Source organism: Affinirhizobium lemnae, assembly GCF_022968395.1.
Taxonomy (GTDB): Bacteria; Pseudomonadota; Alphaproteobacteria; order Rhizobiales; family Rhizobiaceae; genus Neorhizobium; species Neorhizobium lemnae.
This window is the reverse complement of sequence record NZ_JALJQZ010000002.1, coordinates 137,706-157,678: the sequence shown is the minus strand read 5'-3', so window position 1 is coordinate 157,678 and position 19,973 is coordinate 137,706. Positions and strand designations below refer to the sequence as shown.

The window sequence follows — 19,973 nt, the reverse complement described above, 5'->3', positions numbered from 1 at the left end:
AAAGGCCGTCGCGAGACAGAGATTCGTCCCGCTCAAGGCGATCATTTTAACAGCTTGCTGCACTCACGAGGGGTGAGTGCAGGCTTACGGCAACGCTTAAGGAAATCCGGAATGGCGACGATCACTTCCAACAGCTTTAGCTGCGACACACTTGAGATCATTGCATTCCGCCTTCACGATCAAGAATTTTGCGTGAAGACGACAACGATCCGCGAAATCCGCGGCTGGGCTCCCTCCACACCGATACCGCATGCTCCGGCAGATGTCATCGGCGTCATGAACCTGCGCGGCTCCGTCATTCCGATCATCGATCTGTCCTATAAGCTCGGCATGAAAAGCACTGTTGCGAACGAACGATCAGCGATCGTTGTCACGGAGGTTCACAATATGGTTATCGGCATGCTGGTGGATCGCGTGTCCGACATCCTGACAATCTCCTCCAGCCAGATACAGCCTGTCCCGGAAGTCTCTGCCTCGTTCGACAAATCGTTCTCCGAAGGAATTATCGCATCGGAAAGCGGTATGATCTGCTTCTTGAACCTCTCAAAGATGTTTAAGGGTAGTGAAATCGACGATCTAGCCGCTTAATTTAGAAGTATCGAAAGTATAAAAGGCAGCTAGTGGGCTGCCTTTTATTATTAACGTTATTTTAAGCTTGATAAACAATGTATTGATATTGCCTAGAGTGTTCGATACGAAACTCCTGGGTTCAGGAGGATGATCCGTTGAGCAAACTGCTTCTCATTCATACCGGTGGCGCAATCGGAATGGCTCCAGGTCCTAAAGGCCTGACGCCGATGAGGGGACTCGTTGAAAGCGCACTGAGCGCTCGGCTTCCCGCGGATATGAAGCTGGTTGCCAATGTTTTCAGCCCGCTGCTCGACAGTGCGAATGTCGGTCCAATCCACTGGAACGCCATGTTGGAAGCGATCCGCACCCATCCCGGATTGCCGGTTATCATCACCCACGGGACGGATACGATGTCTTTCACCGTTGCCGCCCTTTCCCAGACACTGGTAGGCGAAGGCAGACGCGTGATCCTGTGCGGATCAGTCGTACCATTGGGCGAAGATGGAGATGCGGAGGCAAACCTGACACTGGCGATTGAAGCGGCCATGCAGGAGGGCGAGGGCGTCTTCCTTGCTTTTGGTGGCAAGCTCCTGCCTGCCGATGGACTGGTGAAACATCAGAGCGCGAATTCCGTTCATCGCAACACCCAACAGAATGAAAAGCTCGAACCTCCCCGGTTTCGTACCTTCACAGAGCGGAGGCTGGCGATCCTGACACTGACACCCGGCATGCCGGGGGAATTTCTGTCTGCCGCACTCGCGACTTTGGACGGTGCAGTCCTGCGCGTCTTCGGATCTGGCACCGTGATGGCCAATCCTCTCGTGCTCGAAGCGATCAAACAGGCCATTGCTGACGGCAAACGCGTCCGCGCCGTGAGCCAATCTGAGGATGGCGGCATCATTCCGGGCTATTTCGCAGCAGGTGCTGCGCTTTGGGATATCGGCGTTGAGAATGGTGCCGATGAAACACCGGAAGCAGCTCTGATCAAGCTCTGGCTGAACTGACATCATCCTGCGGCTATGCAGAAAGGGCATCTTTGTTGAGAACGCCCTTTTGCTGCGATCCAGACATGCCAGCAAGCGACTGCTCGGTCTCGCTGGCACGACGTGTTTTCAAAACCTCATCCAAACAGCGCGAAGCTGCTTCTGAGCGTCACCCACACACCCCACAGAAGCGGAAGCCCAACCACCGCCCAGGCAAGTATGGCCTTGGCATCCAGTCCGCCCTTGCCGATCCCAAAAGAACCTGTCGGACCAGCATTCGCTGCGGCTGATTTGGCTTGGAGGGAGGCTACTTCCTCATCCGACATGAACCACTTGTCAGACAGTGGCTTGACGAAAGCATTGGCGACGAGACCCAGCGCCAGCATGCCCGCGAGGATGTACATGGTGCTGGTGTAGAGCGCAGGGCCCGGTGCCACGCCAGCGGCGATCTGCGCTTCACGGATGTAGTTCACCACCACCGGACCAACGATGCCGGCCGTCGCCCAGGCGGTCAGCAGGCGTCCATGGATCGCGCCAACGAACTGCGTTCCAAAGATATCGGCGAGATAGGCGGGGATGGTTGCGAAACCGCCGCCATACATTGACAAAATGATACCGAAGGCGAGAACGAACAGCGCCTTGGAACCCATCATGGCAAGTGTTGGTGCCAAAGCATAAAGCACGATGCCGAGAATGAAAAAGCAGAAATAGGTGTTCTTTCTACCGATCTTGTCGGACATCGAGGCCCAGAAGAAGCGACCACCGATGTTGAAGAGCGAGAGAAGACCGGTGAAGCCTGCGGCGATTGCGGCAATCTGCGCCTTCTGCGCCGCGTCGAGCTGGGCGAATGCAACGCCTGGCTGACCAATCAGCGAACCCGCAAAGATTTCCTGAAGCATGGGCGAAGCCATGCCGATAACGCCGATGCCTGCCGACACATTGAGGCAGAGCACCGCCCAGATGAGCCAGAACTGCTTGGTCTTGTGTGCATCACGCAAGTGAACGTGGCGGGTCGTGATCATCGAGCTTTTCGCGACAGGCGGGGTCCAGCCTTCAGGACGCCAGCCAGCCGGAGGAATGCGGTATCCGAACGTGCCGCCCATCATGAAAACGAAATAGATAAGCGCCATGACGACGAAGGTCTGCCAGACACCCGCTGAACCATCCGTCTTGAAATAGGCCATCAGCAGGTTCGCCAAGGGCGCGCCAATCATCGCGCCGCCGCCAAAACCCATGATCGCCATACCGGTCGCCATGCCACGCCGATCAGGGAACCACTTGATGAGAGTGGACACCGGCGAAATGTAGCCGAGACCGAGGCCAATACCACCGATCACACCGGCACCAAGCCACATGAGCCATAGCTGGTGGAACATGACGCCGAGTGCTGCGACGAGAATACCGCCGCACCAGCAGCAGGCCGATACAAAGGCCGCCTTGCGCGGACCGACCCTTTCCAGCCAGCCACCCCAGATGGCCGCCGAGCAGCCAAGAAGCACGAAGAACAGCGTGTAGATCCAGCCGAGATCGGCCACGCGCCAGTTGCAGGCGGTGGTGAACAAGGCTCCGGCCAAGGTCAACGTCGAGCAGCTTGGATCCGTTGTTGGTAGCGCCTTGCTGAGCGGCAGCCAGAAGACGCTGAAGCCGTAGGCCATTCCGATGCAAAGATGAATGGCCAAAGCGGCTGGCGGAACCAGCCATCGATTGAAACCCGGTTGAGCGATGATCCGCTCGCGATCAAGAAGACCGGCCTGCGCCACGCCTCCGCCAGTTACGCCTGCTACCGCCATTGCGAAAACCTCCCTTGCAATGTCAGAACAAAGAATATCGATCCGGCACACGCCAGTGCGCCGGTTCGGATGATGTGACGATACGCACTACGTTGCTCGTCTATGGCTTCGGAAGCCTGCTCCCCGATCCGCAATCCCCACTGCGGATCTCATCAGGGAAAAGTCAGGTAGAGCCCGCCGGAATACTTGGTTCCGACAGGGATTCGCCGGCAATCGGTCCACGACCTCGGGGTGCGCCATGAGCCGCATCCTGGCCGAGGCCGACAGCATTTGTAGTAACAGCGTTTGGCCGCTTGATCTTCGAGGAGGCCTGGACGACAAGCGGAAGAAATCCGCCGATACCCTGGTCGACCATCTCGAAGAACCGGCGGCGCATACGAGGTTCCCAGAACTTGTTGATGTGGGTGGCAACGCCATCCACCCGCATATCCTCCGGCTGCGACAGGAAGAAAGTCGCGATCTGGTTCGCCATCCGAACCAGCTTTTCATCGGTGTGATTAAGCGACATGGGCAGCCTCCCCGGACATGAAACGATCGGGCCTTGTAAACACTTCGAATTCATCTCCCCGGGCGATTCCAATCAGGGTCATGCCCGCTTCATTTGCCGTATCGATTGCAAGCGCTGTGGGTGCGGAAATCGCAATGAGAACCGGACAGCCAAGTATGGCGGTCTTTTGCACCATCTCCACCGACAGACGGCTGGTCACCACTACGGCGCCATCGCGCGCCGCCTCGCCTTCGCGGACGAGAGAACCAACAAGCTTGTCCAGCGCATTATGCCGACCGACATCCTCCCGCAACGCTATCAATCCTCGACCCGGGCGATAGAAACCTGCGCCATGCACTGCGCGTGTTGCGCGGTTGAGTTTCTGGGCGTCGCCAAGCATCCGCACTGCCGAGGCAACATGATGGGCGGACAGCCATGGCAAAGGCTCCGGAACCGTCACGACCTGCCGCGCAGCCTGCTCTATGGATTCGATGCCGCACAGACCACATCCAACCGGCCCCGCCATCTTGCGCCGGCGCGCGGTCAGAGCATCGGCAGTGCTCTCCTTCAGGGTGATCTGGACATCGATGCCAGCGCCAGCTTCGACACTCTCGACGGCGACGATATCCTCCCTTGAGCGAATGATCTCTTCCGCCAGCGAAAAACCGTAGGCGAAATCCACCAGATCGGACGGGGTCGCCATCATGACCGCATGGGTGGATCCGCCATAGGAAAAGGCGACCGGAACTTCCTCAGGCACCAGACGAGAGGCTTCGGAAAGCCGCCCCTGCCGGAAGCTCAATACGCCTATTCTGCGGCTCGTCTCTCCCGCCATCAAAGCTTACTCCGCCGCTTCAAGCTTGCCGGCAATCCGGCGTGACTTGCGGCTGAGTTCCTCATATTCCTCCTGCCATTCCGTCGGCCCATTGGACGGCGAGATCTGCACTGCCGTGACCTTGTATTCCGGACAGTTCGTCGCCCAGTCCGAGAAGTCCGTGGTGATGACATTGGCCTGTGTCGTCGGGTGGTGGAAGGTTGTGTAGACGACCCCTGGCGCAACACGATCCGTAATCAGCGCCCGCAACGTGGTATCGCCTGAACGGCTGGCGAGCTTGACCCAGTCACCATCCTTGATGCCACGCTGTTCGGCATCATGCGGATGGATCTCGAGCAGGTCCTCCTCATGCCAGACGACATTGGCCGTGCGCCGCGTCTGCGCACCGACATTATACTGCGAGAGAATGCGGCCGGTGGTGAGAAGCAGCGGAAAACGCGGGCCGGTGCGCTCATCCGTCGCCACATATTCTGTACGTATAAACTTACCTTTCCCACGCACAAATCCGTCCACATGCATGATGGGCGAACCGTTCGGAAACTTCTCATTGCAGGGCCACTGGACCGAGCCCTTTTCCTCAAGATAGGCATAGGAAACACCGGCAAAGCTTGGCGTGGTGGCCGCAATCTCGTCCATGATCTCGGATGGATGGCTGTAGGCCCATTTCAAGCCCATGGCTTGCGCCATCTTCTGGGTTACTTCCCAATCCGCATAGCCGTTCTTTGGCGTCATTACTCGGCGCACGCGGTTGATACGACGTTCGGCATTGGTGAATGTGCCATCCTTTTCCAGGAAGGTCGAACCCGGCAGGAAGACATGCGCATAGTTGGCGGTTTCGTTCAGGAACAGGTCGTGCACGACGACACATTCCATGGCCGCCAGACCGGCAGACACATGCTTGGTATCCGGGTCGGACTGAAGAATATCCTCGCCCTGGATATAGATGCCCTTGAACGTGCCTTCGACGGCGGCATCCAGCATGTTCGGAATACGCAGGCCCGGCTCGTTGTTCAGCGTAACGCCCCAGAGCTTTTCGAAGATCTCGCGCGTGGCATCATCCGAGATGTGGCGATAACCGGGAAGCTCGTGCGGGAAAGAGCCCATATCGCAGGAGCCCTGCACATTGTTCTGGCCACGCAGCGGGTTAACGCCCACGCCCGGACGACCGATATTGCCTGTCGCCATGGCAAGGTTGGCAATTGCCATCACGGTGGTTGAGCCCTGGCTGTGCTCGGTCACGCCGAGACCGTAATAGATCGCGCCATTGCCACCCTTGGCATAAAGCCTCGCGGCTCCACGCAGGTCGTCGGCCGGTACGCCGGTAAACTTCTCCGTCTCTTCCGGAGAATGCTGTGCTTCGGAGACGAAAGCTGCCCAATCCTCGAATTCGGACCAATCGCAGCGTTCGCGAATGAACCGTTCGTCAAACAGGCCCTCGGTCACGATGACATGCGCAAGCGCCGTCAGCACTGCCACATTGGTACCGGGCTTCAACGGCAGGTGATAGGAGGCTTCGATATGCGCAGAGCGAACGAGATCGATACGGCGCGGATCGATGACAATCAGCTTCGCGCCCTGACGCAGGCGCTTTTTGAGGCGCGAACCGAAAACCGGATGACCGTCTGTTGGATTGGCGCCGATGACGATCACGACATCCGTATGCTCGACGCTGTCAAAATTCTGCGTGCCCGCCGATGTACCGAAGGCTTGGCCCAGACCATAACCGGTTGGCGAATGGCAGACACGGGCGCAAGTATCGACATTGTTGTTGCCGAAACCGGCGCGGATCAGCTTCTGGACGAGGTAGGTTTCCTCATTCGTGCAGCGCGACGATGTGATGCCGCCAATGGATTCGCGGCCATACTGATACTGGATGCGCCGGAATTCGGACGCAACATGGGCAAAGGCTTCCTCCCATGTCACCTCGCGCCACGGATCAGAGATCTTTTCGCGGATCATCGGGTTGAGGATACGGTCCTTGTGGCTTGCGTAACCATAGGCGAACCGACCCTTGACGCAGGAGTGACCGCGATTGGCCTGGCCGTCTTTCCACGGCACCATGCGCACCAGCTCTTCACCGCGCATTTCAGCTTTGAAGGAGCAGCCCACACCGCAATAGGCGCAGGTGGTCACAACGGAATGTTCCGGTTGGCCGATCTCGATAACGGATTTCTCGGTCAGCGTGGCTGTCGGGCATGCCTGCACGCAGGCACCGCAGGATACGCATTCCGACGAGAGGAACGCCTCATGTGCGCCGGGAGAGACGCGGCTGTCGAAGCCGCGACCTTCAATCGTCAGTGCAAACGTACCCTGGACTTCCTCGCAGGCACGAACGCAGCGCGAGCAGACGATGCACTTGGAAGGGTCATAAGTGAAATACGGATTGCTCTCATCCTTCGGCATCCACTGGGCGTTGACCTCGCCCACCGCAGATCGTGCCTTGACGTGGTTTTCGCCTTCATAGCCATAGCGAACATCACGAAGACCGACCGCGCCCGCCATATCCTGCAACTCGCAATCGCCGTTGGCGGCACAGGTCAAACAGTCCAGCGGATGGTCGGAGATATAAAGCTCCATCACGCCCTTGCGGATCGCCTTCAGCCGCTCCGTCTGTGTGTGAACCACAAGTCCGGCAGCAACGGGCGTCGTGCAGGAGGCGGGGGTGCCGTTGCGGCCCTCCACCTCGATGAGACAGAGGCGGCAGGATCCAAATGCATCGACCATGTCGGTCGCACAGAGTTTAGGCACCTGGATACCGGCCTCCATGGAGGCCCGCATGATGGAGGTTCCGGCTGGCACCGTGACCTCGCGACCATCGATGGTCAGCGTTACCATCTCGCTGGCTCTGGATGCGGGTGTACCGTAATCTATTTCAGGAACGAGGGGCATGGTTGGCCTCCTGAGCAAAATAGGCAATGACGCAAGACGAACGAGAGAAAATTCCCCCTCTGGCCTGTCGGCCATCTCCCCCACAAGGGGGGAGAAAACCAGCCGCACCGCCGGCACTCAAAAACAGGCGAGCGGGTGCTGCGCGCTGAGCCCTCCCACCTGTGGGGAGGGCGGCGAGCAAAGCGAGCGGGAGGGGTCGAGAACCATCACTCATTCTGCCGCCTCCCTCACTGGTGCAGGTGCGAAATCGTCCGGGAAATGTGTCAGCGCGCTCATGACCGGATAGGGCGTGAAACCACCCAGCGCACAGAGCGAACCGAACTTCATGGTGTTGCAGAGATCTTCCAGCAGCACCTTGTTTTTCTCTGGCTCGATGCCGCGCGCGATCTTGTCAACGGTCTCGACGCCGCGGGTCGAACCAATCCGGCACGGCGTGCATTTGCCGCAGCTTTCAACCGCACAAAATTCCATCGCAAAGCGGGCCTGCTTGAGCATATCCGCCGTATCATCGAAGACGACCACACCGGCATGACCGATCAAGCCGCCTGCCACCGCAAAAGCCTCATAATCGAAAATGGTCTCGAAGAGCGACGGCGGGAAATAGGCACCCAAAGGCCCGCCGACCTGCACTGCCTTAACCGGACGCCCGGAGATCGTCCCGCCACCGATTTCGTTGATCAGTTGGCCGAGCGGCAGGCCAAACGCGGTCTCGTAAAGCCCGCCATGCTTCAGATTGCCGGCGAGCTGGATCGGGATCGTACCATGGGAACGACCGACGCCGAAGTCACGATAGAAAGCGGCGCCCCGGTCCATGATGACCGGGATCGATGCAAGGGACATGACATTGTTGACGACAGTGGGCTTACCGAACAGGCCCTGAAGCGCTGGCAATGGAGGCTTGGCACGTACGACACCGCGCTTGCCTTCGAGGCTGTTCAGCAGGGATGTTTCCTCGCCGCAGACATAGGCTCCCGCGCCAACGCGCACCTCCACGTCGAATGCGTAAGCAGATCCTAACACAGACGTGCCAAGAATGCCTTCCTGGCGGGCGATTTCGATTGCCTCGCTCATGATTGCAATCGCATGCGGATATTCGGACCGGGTATAGATGTAACCCTTGGTCGCTCCTACGGCGATGCCCGCGATCACCATGCCTTCGATCAGGACGAAGGGGTCTCCTTCCATGATCATCCGGTCAGCGAACGTGCCGCTATCACCCTCGTCTGCATTGCAAACGATATATTTCTGGTTGCCGACAGCATCCGCAACCGTCTTCCATTTGATACCCGTCGGAAAACCTGCACCACCTCGACCGCGCAGGCCACTATCGGTTACCTGTTTCACGATATCTGCAGGCGCCATCGCAAGCGCGTTGGCCAGACCCTTCATGCCCTGGTAATGCCGGTAATCCTCCAGCGACAACGGATCCGTCACACCACAGCGGGCGAAGGTCAGCCGCGTCTGGCTTTTGAGGAAAGGGATCTCCTTGGTCAGCCCATGAGACAGCGGATGATCTCCGCCACTCAGAAAATCGGCATCGAACAGTGACGCCACGTCGGACGCTTTTACCGGTCCATAGGCGACGCGGCCCTGGGAGGTGCGGACCTCAACCAGAACTTCCAGCCACAGCATGCCGCGCGAACCGTTGCGGACGATACGGATATCCACGCCACGCGCGGCAGCTTCCTTCTCAATTGCCGCAGCAACCCTGTCAGCACCAACAGCCAGGGCGGCAGCATCGCGAGGAACGAAAACGGTGACACTCATCGGCGTGCCTCCGTCAGGATTTCGCCAAGACAGTCTTCGTCCAGGCGGGCATAGACATCGCCATCCAGCATCGCGGCAGGGGCCTGCGCACAGAGGCCAAGGCAGAAGACCGGTTCAAGCGTGATCGCACCGTCCGAAGTCGTCCCATGCCAATCCACGCCCAGCTTTGCCTTGATCTGCTCCGCCAGAGACTCGCAGCCCATCGACTGGCAAGCCTCGGCGCGACAGAGCTTCAGCGTATGCCGTCCGGCAGGATGATCGCGAAAATCATGGTAGAAGGTCACGACACCGTGGACCTCGGCCCGTGAGAGGTTGAGGGCTTTGGCAATGACCTGCTTTGCGCTCTCGGGAATGAAACCGAATTCAGCCTGCACCTTATGAAGAACAGGAAGAAGCGGCCCTTCCAGATGGCGACAGCTTTCAACGATCTCGGAAACCCGTGCTGCCTCATCCACGGCAACGGCACGAATGTTCATCAGTCAGTCCTCCCAAACCGACAAGACCCAGGTCGTCTCGGAGAGCTTCCTGTTAAGTCGGCTCGCTCATCTGCGACGACGTATATTTGTCTTTTGCGAAGAATGGCGAATTTGCCGATACTAGGTCAATAACGGCTTTCCGTCGCTCGATAGGAGATTTCTATCAAAATCCAATGCTGCAGCGCGCAATCGCGCCTCGTGCAGCAGGGCAGAGACCAGCGGAGTATGTGGTTCGCGATGCGTTGCAACCAGCCCAACCAGATGTTCGGCATCTGGTTCCACGATCGGAACCATGCGGATCTGCTCCGGAAAACCGAATGATTCCGCGACGTTACGCGGCATGATCGATGCCCATTGGCCGGTTCTAATATGGGAAAACAGCACGATCATCGAATTCGATTCAAGCGTTGGCTTGGCCCAGACACCAGCCTCCGCCATGTGCTTATTGATGATGCGGCGGTTTTGCATGTCGGGCGTCAATAGGCAAAGCCGAAGAGTGGAAACTTCTTTCCAGGTCACCGATTCCTGGTCTGCCAGTGGTGTTCCGGTTGCGGCAATCAGGTGATACCGCTCCGAATAGAGCGGAACCGTCGTCACGCGGCCAAGTGGTTCGTTGTCAAGGTAGGTGATGCCGGCGTCGATCTCGAGATTTTCCAGCTGGCTGAGAACCAATAGCGAAGTGCGCGACGTGACCGAAAATGTCACGGCCGGATGGCGCGCCTGAAACGGCTCCGTGAGGCGTGGCACCATGGCCAGCGCTGTGGGAATAACGGCAAGCCGGATATGACCGGCGAGACCCTTCCGCGCGGCCCGCATCTCTTCGCGCATGGTGCGCGTATCGCTGACGATCCGTCGCGCCCATTCCAGCACGCGCTGTCCCTCGGGTGTAAGGCCCTGATAGCGGGAACCGCGCACGACGAGAATGACGCCCAACTGGTCTTCAAGCTGGCGAATGGCCGCCGAGAGCGTTGGCTGGGAGATCCCACACTCCTCCGCGGCGCGACCGAAGTGACCAGCACCGGCCAGGGCAATGAAGAATTCGAGCTTATCGATCATGCCTGTCTGGACCCCATTCGCTTCCTGACGCAACAGTTCCACACGGTGCCAGGATCGACAACAGAAGAAGTCGCCGTTTTCGCGCTACAATGCGAGCTTTCCAGACAAATCCTTCAACATCTCGGCACTTCTCCTGAGCCCTTCCCTCTCCTCGTCGTCCAGGTCGGGATGAAGATCGAGATGGACTCCGGCCCGACCGATCACGCGGGGCAAGGATAGCGTGACATTCTCGATGCCCTCGACAACATCTGTGGTGGTCGAGACAGAGAGGATGGCCTGCTGATCCTGCGCTATGGCTTTCACGATCCGGGCAAGGCCACCGCCGATCCCATAATAGGTAGAACCCTTCCCCTCAATGATGCGATAGGCCGCGTTACGGACATCGTGATCGATTGATTGACGCAGCTCCCGTGTCAGAGGACGGCCGACCTGTTCGGCGAAAGCACTGAGCCCGATGGAACCGGCACGTGCATTCGACCATGTCAACACCTCGCTGTCACCATGTTCCCCCAGCACATAGGCGTGCACGGATTGAGGGGAGATGCCGAGGTGACGGCCGATGAGGCTCCGGAAGCGCGCCGTATCCAGAATGGTTCCAGACCCGATGACCTTGCTTCGCGGCAGGCCGGAAAGCCGAGTTGCAACATGGGTCATGATATCGACCGGGTTCGACGCGATCAAAAGAATAGGCTCAGAAACCACAGCCAGCACAGCGCCGACGACAGCACGAAATACCTCCGTATTCCGTTCGAGGAGGGCCAGACGCGTCTCACCCGGCTTCTGGCTGACGCCGGCTGCGAGGATGACGATGTCGGCGCCTTCCAGCGCGTCATAACCGCCCGATGTGACCTTGGTCGCCGAATGGAACGGGGTCGCGTGGGAGATATCTTCTGCCTGCGCCAGCGCAAGTGCGCGGTTCTGATCGACGAAAACGATCTCGCTGGCGGTCCCTGCGAGCGCGAGCGCAAAACCTGCCGCACTGCCGACCATTCCTGCCCCCACGATGCCGACTTTCATGCCCTACCTCTCATACTGACCATGGGGATAGGTACACGAACGGCGGCGGATGACAACCAAAGGATGGATAGTGCTTTCACTGGCAGTCGCCGCCCCGATCCTCGACAGACAATCCGGCGCGCTTGGCCTGGCGAAAGTTCAATAAAGCGAATCCGCCCAAATGAAAAAGGCGGCCCAATGGACCGCCTTCACAACAATCAGACTTGCTCCGCCCATCAACCAGGCAGAATCGAATGGTTGAGATGCGTGAGTTCGGCCAGCATGTGCTCGAGCTTCGTGCGATGCTCGTCCGTGGGCGCATCCGAGATATCGGCGCGCAGAGCTTCAATCCGCTGCTGGAAGAGATCGCGATTAGCGTCTTCCTGGGCAACAGCAGACTCCGCCAACACGGTGCAGCCCGAAGGCAAAATGTCCGCGAACCCGCCGAACACGACGTACTTCTTGACCTGGCCAGAAACCAGCTTGACGGTCAGCACGCCTGGCTTGATCGTCGTCATCGTCGGCGCATGCTTCGCCAACACGGTCATCTCACCGAGAGTTGCCGGAATGATGACTTCCGTCACCTTTTCCGAAACCAGCAGGCGCTCGGGAGACACCAATTCAAAATCAAAAGAGTCGGCCATGACGGTCCACTTCTCCGGGCGTTATGCAGGATGGAGAAGCGCGCCCAATCAGGGCGCGCCTTCCGTCGATGACATTAGGCAGCAGCTGCCAGCTTCTTCGCCTTCTCGATGGCTTCCTCAATGGAGCCAACCATGTAGAAAGCAGCTTCCGGCAGGTGGTCGTATTCGCCGTTGACGAGACCCTTGAAGCCCTTGATCGTGTCTTCCAGGGCAACCAGCTTGCCCGGAGAACCGGTGAAGACTTCAGCAACGAAGAACGGCTGCGACAGGAAGCGCTCGATCTTACGGGCGCGGGCAACCGTCATCTTGTCCTCTTCGGACAGTTCGTCCATGCCGAGGATGGCGATGATGTCCTGAAGCGACTTGTAGCGCTGCAGAGTCGTCTGCACCTTACGGGCAACTTCGTAGTGCTCTTCGCCGACAACCATCGGGTCAAGCATACGGGACGTGGAGTCCAGCGGATCCACAGCCGGGTAGATGCCCTTTTCAGCGATCGAGCGCGACAGAACGGTCGTTGCGTCCAGGTGGGCGAACGAGGTCGCCGGAGCCGGGTCGGTCAGGTCGTCGGCAGGAACGTAGATAGCCTGAACCGAGGTGATCGAGCCCTTCGTCGTGGTCGTGATGCGCTCCTGCATCTGGCCCATGTCGGTCGCCAGCGTCGGCTGATAACCAACGGCCGAAGGAATACGGCCCAGAAGAGCCGACACTTCGGAACCAGCCTGCGTGAAGCGGAAGATGTTGTCGACAAAGAAGAGAACGTCCTGGCCCTTGTCACGGAAGTCTTCAGCGATCGTCAGACCCGTCAGAGCAACACGTGCACGTGCGCCCGGCGGTTCGTTCATCTGACCGTAAACGAGAGCAGCCTTGGAGCCTTCGCCACCACCGTGCTTGTTAACGCCGGACTCGATCATTTCGTGATAAAGGTCGTTTCCTTCGCGGGTACGCTCACCAACGCCGGCGAAGACCGAGTAACCACCGTGCGCCTTTGCGACGTTGTTGATCAGTTCCATGATGAGAACCGTCTTGCCAACGCCGGCGCCGCCGAAGAGACCGATCTTACCGCCCTTGGCGTAAGGAGCGAGAAGGTCTACGACCTTGATGCCGGTGACCAGGATCTGGCCTTCCGTCGACTGCTCCACGTAAGCCGGAGCTTCCTGGTGGATGGCGCGGAGCGTGGACGTGTCCAGCGGACCAGCTTCGTCAACTGGCTCGCCAATGACGTTCATGATACGGCCGAGCGTCTGGTCACCAACCGGAACCGAGATCGGAGCGCCTGTGTCCTTGACCGGCTGACCACGAACCAGACCTTCGGTCGAGTCCATAGCGATGGTGCGGACAGAGTTTTCGCCGAGGTGCTGCGCAACTTCGAGAACAAGGCGGCTGCCATTGTTGTCTGTTTCAAGCGCATTCAGGATCGGCGGCAGGTCGCCATCAAATGCGACGTCAACGACGGCGCCGATAACCTGCGTCACCTTGCCGAGGGACGAGCCCGTTGCGATAGCCATGATTCTTACCCTCTTTGTTCCTTAGAGCGCTTCCGCGCCCGAAATGATTTCGATGAGTTCCTTCGTGATCTGCGCCTGACGCTGACGGTTGTAAGACAAGGTCAGCTTATTGATCATGTCGCCAGCATTACGTGTCGCGTTGTCCATGGCGGACATCTGCGCACCGTAGAAGGAAGCGTTGTTTTCCAGCAGGGCACGGAAAATCTGGACCGCGATGTTGCGCGGCAGCAGTTCTTCCAGGATCTCCTGTTCGCCCGGCTCGTACTCATAAAGTGCAGCAGTCGCTGGCACTTCCGCCTGATCGAACTTGGCCGGAATTATTTGCTGCGCCGTCGCCACCTGCGAGATCACGGAAGCGAAGCGGGCATAGAACAGCGTTGCGACGTCGAACTCGCCGGCGTTGAAGAGGGCCAGAACCTTCTGGGCCACTTCATTCGCCTGTACGAAGCCAAGCTGCTTGACTTCGCGGAACGTGACGTAGTCGACAATGTTCTCACGGAAGCTGCGGCGCAGGATATCGTTACCCTTGCGACCGACAGTCAGGATCTTGACGGTCTTGCCTTCCGAAAGAAGCTTCAGCGCATGGTCACGAGCCAGACGGATGATGGAGGAGTTGAAACCTCCAGCCAGTCCACGCTCACCCGTGGCAACGATCAGCAGGTGGGTCTGGCTCTTGCCGGTACCGGTCAGCAGCAGCGGTGCCTCTGCGCTATTGGCAGAGGCGGCGCTGAGGCCGGCAAGAACGCGGTTCATCCGTTCCGCATAGGGGCGGGCCGCTTCGGCCGCCTCTTGCGCACGGCGCAGCTTCGCCGCGGCGACCATTTTCATCGCCTTGGTGATCTTCTGCGTCGCCTTGACGGAGGCGATCCGGTTTTTCAGATCCTTAAGTGAAGGCATCCGTTATCGGTCCTTGAGCTTGTCCGTTCAGGCGAAAGTCTTGGCGAAGGTATCCAGCGCCGACTTCAGCTTTGCACGGGTGTCGTCAGACAGCTGCTTTTCCGCACGAATAGCGTCGAGGATCGACTTGCCGTCGTTGCGGAGGTAAGCGAGCAGGCCCTGTTCGAACTTGCCGACCTGGTTGACAGGCAGCTTGTCGAGGTAGCCGTTGACGCCAGCGAAGATCACTGCAACCTGCTCTTCCGTCTTGAGCGGAGAGAACTGCGGCTGCTTGAGGAGTTCCGTCAGGCGCGCACCACGGTTCAGCAGGCGCTGGGTGGAAGCGTCGAGGTCGGAACCGAACTGAGCGAAGGCCGCCATTTCGCGGTACTGGGCCAGTTCACCCTTGATGGAGCCGGCAACCTGCTTCATGGCCTTGATCTGCGCAGCAGAACCAACGCGGGAAACCGACAGACCGACGTTAACGGCCGGACGAATGCCCTGGTAGAACAGGTCGGTTTCAAGGAAGATCTGACCGTCGGTGATCGAGATCACGTTCGTGGGAATGAACGCCGAAACGTCGTTACCCTGCGTTTCGATAACAGGCAGAGCCGTCAGCGAACCAGCGCCACGCTCGTCGGAGAGCTTGGCAGCGCGCTCGAGAAGACGCGAGTGCAGATAGAAAACGTCGCCCGGATAAGCTTCGCGGCCCGGAGGACGACGCAGCAGAAGCGACATCTGACGGTAGGCAACAGCCTGCTTGGACAAGTCGTCGTAAGCGATGAGAGCGTGCTGGCCGTTGTCACGGAAGTACTCGCCCATGGCGCAACCTGCGAATGGGGCGAGATACTGCATCGGAGCCGGGTCAGAGGCAGTCGCGGCAACAACGATCGAGTACTGCAGAGCGCCACGCTCTTCCAGAACCTTCACGAACTGCGCAACAGTCGAACGCTTCTGGCCGATAGCCACGTAAACGCAGAACAGCTTGTCGTTCTCGGGACCATTGTCGTGAATTGCCTTCTGGTTGAGGAAGGCGTCGAGAATGATCGCGGTCTTGCCGGTCTGACGGTCGCCGATGACCAGCTCGCGCTGACCACGTCCAACCGGGATCAGGGCGTCGATAGCCTTGAGGCCCGTCGACATCGGCTCATGAACCGACTTGCGCGGAATGATGCCCGGAGCCTTCACGTCAACGCGCGAGCGGCGCGAAGCATTGATCGGGCCCTTGCCGTCGATCGGATTGCCGAGTGCGTCGACAACGCGGCCGAGCAGTTCCGGACCAACCGGAACGTCCACGATAGCGCCAGTCCGCTTGACGGTGTCGCCTTCCTTGATGTCGCGGTCGGAACCGAAAATAACGACACCGACGTTATCAGCTTCGAGGTTGAGCGCCATGCCGCGGATGCCGCCGGGGAACTCGACCATTTCGCCGGCCTGAACATTGTCCAGACCATAAACACGGGCGATACCGTCACCTACGGAAAGAACCTGGCCGACTTCGGAAACCTCAGCCTCCTGGCCGAAGTTCTTGATTTGATCTTTGAGAATTGCGGAAATTTCCGCGGCGCGGATATCCATCAGCCAACCTCTTTCAGTGCAAGCTTAAGCGTGGAAAGTTTGGTGCGGAGAGACGTATCGATCTGACGCGAACCGACCTTGACGATCAGCCCACCCAGGATCGACGGATCAACGGATACGTCGAGAGTGACATCCTTGCCCGTTACGCCCTTCAGCGTCGATTTCAGTTCATCTTCCTGCGCCGAAGAAAGCGCATGGGCCGAGACAACCTCGGCAGTCACTTCGCCCTTATGCTGGGCGACGAAGTCGCGATAAGCGCGGATCATGCCCGGCAGGGCAAACAGGCGGCGGTTGCCCGCAACGACCTTGACGAAGTTTGCAACGAGACCGGAAATTCCAGCCTTGTCGCAGAGGGCCGCGATGGCACGCGCCTGATCTTCCGAAGAGAAGACCGGGCTGGCGATCAAACGCTTGAGATCATCGCTTTCGTCGATCATTGCCTGAAAACGGTCAAGATCGGCGCGCACTGAATCGATGGAATTCGACTGCAGAGCAAGCTCGAAGAGCGAAGAAGCGTAGCGTTCCGCTACGCCGGAAGTCCGATGGGATGTGTCAGCCACGGGCACGAATTCCCTGATTTCTATTCAAATTACCAGCCAGTTTTCGGAATTCAGGCAAGCATCTGAATTTGCTTCTTTTTCTCAACACGGCCAGAGGCCCCCCTCCGCCGTTCTCCGAAATTCGCGGTTCGTCTAGCATAGGAGTTCAACAGGCGCAACACGCCGAAGGGCGCAAATCGCCTGAGAGGCAAGGCGTTAAAACGATTTTCTCGCTTTTCACAGCGTCCGGTTCCCTTACCGGACGATACCTCTCAAATGCCTTGCTTAGAAATAACCGAAGACATAGCCCAATGGCAGAGCCGCAATCACAATCTGGGCGAGAAACTGCACAATATTTCTAGCGGTCACGCCCCGATCAAAGATCAGTGAGATGAGCCGCCCAAGTGCCGCCACTCCGGCAGAAACGCCAAGGGCCAGATAGGTCCAGTCCTGAGCCAGAAAAAGCGCCGTCAGGCCAAGGCCGAGCTGCAAACCGCCATTGGACCGGATTGCAGCATAACCTTCAGGTGTCACTTCTCCGACGGTAAATCCGAAAAGCTTGAGCGCCGTTGAAGGCAGGGCGAACTGAAGGAGGCCATGCAGCGCAAGAAGACACGCACCCAGATAGGCCAGCCGTTCAGGAAGTTCGGTTGGAAAGTAAAGTTCCATGTCATCCTGCCATGTTTAAAGAATCGCAAGCCTGCGAAATATCAGGGGAAGCCCGGATTTTCAAAGAAAGCTTTGCGGATCCACATCCAGCTGAACCTGCACCGAGCCGCGTGGCTTCGGTCCGCTGGACAGCATCGCTCTCAGGAAGCCCTGCATGTCGCTGTTGCGGCGTCCATGCACCAGCAGACGGAACCGGTGGCGCCCACGCACGATGGCAAGTGGCGCCTCGGCAGGTCCAAGCACGGTGACGCCAGACATCTTCGGCGCAGCATTGCGAAGTCCTCGCGCATGTGTTTCGGCATCGAGGCGCGTGTCGGCGGAAACGATGATGGAGGCGAGGCGCCCGAAGGGAGGAAGCAGTGCCTTTTCCCTCTCGCCAATCTCGCGCTCGTAGAACGCCGAGGCATCGCCGGATGCAATTGCCTGCATGACAGGATGCTGCGGCTGATAGGTTTGCAAGAGCCCGTAGCTCTTCAGTCCGGTTCTCCCGGCGCGACCGGTGACCTGACTGAGCAGCTGAAACGTGCGCTCGGCGGCGCGCGGATCGCCATTGGCAAGGCCAAGATCCGCATCGACAATCCCGACAAGCGTCATCAGAGGAAAGTTGTGACCTTTGGCAACGAGCTGCGTACCGATAACGATATCCGCCTCCCCCTTGGCGATGGCTTCCAGTTCCAGTCGCATGCGCTTCACGCCACCGAGGAGATCGGACGACATGACGATGGTTCGGGCATCGGGAAAATGACGCTCCACCTCCTCGGCAATCCGCTCAACGCCCGGACCGCAGGCGACCAGGTGATCGAAGGTGCCGCATTCGGGACAGGCCTCCGGCGTTTTCTCCGAATAGCCGCATTGATGGCACTGGATCTGGTTGCGGAACCGATGCTCAACCAGCCAGCTCGAACATTGCGGACACTGGAAGCGATGCCCGCACACACGGCAGAGCGTCAGCGGCGCATATCCACGCCGATTGAGAAACAGAAGCGCCTGCTCCTTCTTCTCAATCGTCTTTCCAATGGCCCGCAGCATGACGGGCGAGAGAAAGCCGCCCTTGGCAGGTGGATGCCGCCGCATGTCAACGAGATGCAGGTCCGGCATGGCCGCATCGCCAAATCGCGTCGGCAGGTGAACGACATGATATCGACCGCTCTGGCCGTTGACCTGGCTTTCAACGGACGGCGTGGCCGACACAAGAACGATTGGAAACAGGCCAATGCGGGCCCGCACGACAGCCATGTCGCGCGCATTATAGAAGATACGGTCTTCCTGCTTATAGGCGGGATCATGCTCTTCATCGACAACGATCAGACCAAGCTCCTCGAAGGGAAGAAAGAGAGCGGACCGCGCTCCGGCCACGACACGCACCTCGCCGGTCACGACACCGCGCCACACTTTCTCACGCATGCGGGGCGCAAGATCTGAATGCCACTCGGCAGGCTTTGCCCCGAAGCGATCCTGAAAGCGTTCGAGAAAGCTGGAGGTCAGCGCAATTTCCGGCAACAGGATCAGAACCTGTTTTCCCAGACGCAGGGCTTCGGCAATCGCTTCGAAATAGACTTCCGTTTTCCCCGACCCGGTCACGCCATCGATCAAAGAGGCCGAGAAGCCAGCCGTCTGAACCGCTTCCACCAGTTCGGAGGCCGCCTGCTTCTGCGGTCCATCGATCCGCGGCGCGACATAGTCCGGATCGGGAACAGCAACGACCGGCGGTGGCGGAAGAAAAACAGTCTCGAACAGTCCCTGTTTCACCAGACCGTCCACGACGCTCAGCGAAACACCGGCAGCATGCGCAAGGCCGCTCCTCGTCCAGGGAATATCCTCTTCCAAGGTCTGAAGCACGCGTTGACGTGCCGGGGTTACGCGATCAGGTTCACCGCCTGTGAACCGCAACGCCTCGATCATCGGCTCTGGTTCCAGTGCCGCAGGAGCACGGATCGCCATGCGGGCCACCAGTCCGGGCGGAGACAGCGTATAAGCCGATACCCATTCGATGAATTCCCGCATGTCTTTCGTCAGGGGTGGACAATCGAAAACCTGCTCGATCGCCCGCAGCTTCCTGGGATCGAAAGACTTGTCGTCACCTCGGGCCTCCGGCTCGTCCCAGACGACACCAATGTGCTGGCGCGGGCCGATCGGCACCTGCACGACAGAACCGGCTTCGACCGCCATGCCTTCCGGCACGGCATAGCTGTAGGCTTCCGGCACCGGCAGAGGCACCAGAACGGGTACAACGCGCTTGGACGCTGGTGTGTCAAACAGGGCGCCGAACAGGCTATGCGAATCTTGCGTCATCGGGCTGGACCATGCCCCGAA

Annotated in this window: 17 protein-coding genes; 2 read left to right on the top strand and 15 right to left on the bottom strand. The window is 58.9% G+C overall.

The genetic code is table 11. The features are described 5' to 3' along the window. Nucleotides 1–111: 111 nt before the first annotated feature. Together MUU53_RS02060 and MUU53_RS02055 are read left to right on the top strand one after the other, a co-directional pair. Nucleotides 112–588: a chemotaxis protein CheW gene (locus MUU53_RS02060; protein ID WP_247259373.1), complete on the top strand. Its 477-nt coding sequence runs from the start codon at nucleotides 112–114 to the stop codon at nucleotides 586–588. A gap of 137 nt (nucleotides 589–725) precedes the next feature. Beyond that, the gene (locus tag MUU53_RS02055; RefSeq protein ID WP_247259372.1) at nucleotides 726–1,574 is read left to right on the top strand and encodes an asparaginase; all 849 of its coding nucleotides are present in this window, start codon (nucleotides 726–728) and stop codon (nucleotides 1,572–1,574) included. 116 nt (nucleotides 1,575–1,690) lie between these two features. Here MUU53_RS02055 and MUU53_RS02050 read toward each other — a convergent pair whose 3' ends face one another. The 15 genes from MUU53_RS02050 to MUU53_RS01980 all read right to left on the bottom strand — a co-directional run bounded on the left by MUU53_RS02050 (nucleotide 1,691) and on the right by MUU53_RS01980 (nucleotide 19,952). Beyond that, complete coding sequence (locus MUU53_RS02050) at nucleotides 1,691–3,343, bottom strand: OFA family MFS transporter (RefSeq protein ID WP_247259371.1); 1,653 nt, start codon at nucleotides 3,341–3,343, stop codon at nucleotides 1,691–1,693. A 163-nt stretch (nucleotides 3,344–3,506) separates the two neighbouring features. Beyond that, nucleotides 3,507–3,851, bottom strand: coding sequence for a formate dehydrogenase subunit delta (locus MUU53_RS02045; RefSeq protein ID WP_247259370.1), 345 nt, complete (start codon nucleotides 3,849–3,851; stop codon nucleotides 3,507–3,509). After that, entirely contained in the window at nucleotides 3,841–4,665 is an 825-nt protein-coding gene (gene fdhD / locus MUU53_RS02040; RefSeq protein WP_247259369.1) for a formate dehydrogenase accessory sulfurtransferase FdhD, read from the bottom strand. The genes MUU53_RS02045 and fdhD overlap by 11 nt, the downstream gene beginning before the upstream one ends. A gap of 6 nt (nucleotides 4,666–4,671) precedes the next feature. Continuing rightward, nucleotides 4,672–7,554 (bottom strand): formate dehydrogenase subunit alpha, encoded by a 2,883-nt coding sequence (fdhF, locus tag MUU53_RS02035; RefSeq protein WP_247259368.1) that lies wholly within the window; start codon nucleotides 7,552–7,554, stop codon nucleotides 4,672–4,674. A 210-nt stretch (nucleotides 7,555–7,764) separates the two neighbouring features. Then, nucleotides 7,765–9,321 (bottom strand): formate dehydrogenase beta subunit, encoded by a 1,557-nt coding sequence (locus MUU53_RS02030; RefSeq protein ID WP_247259367.1) that lies wholly within the window; start codon nucleotides 9,319–9,321, stop codon nucleotides 7,765–7,767. Beyond that, nucleotides 9,318–9,797 (bottom strand): formate dehydrogenase subunit gamma, encoded by a 480-nt coding sequence (locus MUU53_RS02025; RefSeq protein WP_247259366.1) that lies wholly within the window; start codon nucleotides 9,795–9,797, stop codon nucleotides 9,318–9,320. The genes MUU53_RS02030 and MUU53_RS02025 overlap by 4 nt, the downstream gene beginning before the upstream one ends. A gap of 120 nt (nucleotides 9,798–9,917) precedes the next feature. Beyond that, nucleotides 9,918–10,853, bottom strand: coding sequence for a LysR family transcriptional regulator (locus MUU53_RS02020; RefSeq protein ID WP_247259365.1), 936 nt, complete (start codon nucleotides 10,851–10,853; stop codon nucleotides 9,918–9,920). Between the two features lie 84 nt (nucleotides 10,854–10,937). After that, nucleotides 10,938–11,870, bottom strand: a complete 933-nt coding sequence (locus tag MUU53_RS02015) for an L-lactate dehydrogenase (protein WP_247259364.1) — start codon at nucleotides 11,868–11,870, stop codon at nucleotides 10,938–10,940. Nucleotides 11,871–12,085: 215 nt separating this feature from the next. Then, nucleotides 12,086–12,493, bottom strand: a complete 408-nt coding sequence (locus MUU53_RS02010) for a F0F1 ATP synthase subunit epsilon (RefSeq protein ID WP_062556085.1) — start codon at nucleotides 12,491–12,493, stop codon at nucleotides 12,086–12,088. Between the two features lie 74 nt (nucleotides 12,494–12,567). Further along, the gene (gene atpD, locus MUU53_RS02005; RefSeq protein WP_062556086.1) at nucleotides 12,568–13,998 is read right to left on the bottom strand and encodes a F0F1 ATP synthase subunit beta; all 1,431 of its coding nucleotides are present in this window, start codon (nucleotides 13,996–13,998) and stop codon (nucleotides 12,568–12,570) included. Nucleotides 13,999–14,019: 21 nt separating this feature from the next. Then, on the bottom strand, nucleotides 14,020–14,895 hold the full coding sequence (locus MUU53_RS02000; RefSeq protein ID WP_062556087.1) for a F0F1 ATP synthase subunit gamma: 876 nt from the start codon (nucleotides 14,893–14,895) through the stop codon (nucleotides 14,020–14,022). Between the two features lie 27 nt (nucleotides 14,896–14,922). Then, entirely contained in the window at nucleotides 14,923–16,452 is a 1,530-nt protein-coding gene (gene atpA, locus MUU53_RS01995; protein ID WP_247259363.1) for a F0F1 ATP synthase subunit alpha, read from the bottom strand. After that, nucleotides 16,452–17,018: a F0F1 ATP synthase subunit delta gene (locus tag MUU53_RS01990; protein WP_156379294.1), complete on the bottom strand. Its 567-nt coding sequence runs from the start codon at nucleotides 17,016–17,018 to the stop codon at nucleotides 16,452–16,454. Before MUU53_RS01990 ends, atpA begins: the two co-directional genes overlap by 1 nt. Nucleotides 17,019–17,276: 258 nt before the next feature. Next, complete coding sequence (locus tag MUU53_RS01985) at nucleotides 17,277–17,660, bottom strand: AGROH133_08824 family phage infection protein (protein ID WP_247259362.1); 384 nt, start codon at nucleotides 17,658–17,660, stop codon at nucleotides 17,277–17,279. Nucleotides 17,661–17,720: 60 nt separating this feature from the next. Further along, nucleotides 17,721–19,952: a primosomal protein N' gene (locus tag MUU53_RS01980; RefSeq protein ID WP_247259361.1), complete on the bottom strand. Its 2,232-nt coding sequence runs from the start codon at nucleotides 19,950–19,952 to the stop codon at nucleotides 17,721–17,723. Nucleotides 19,953–19,973: the final 21 nt, after the last annotated feature.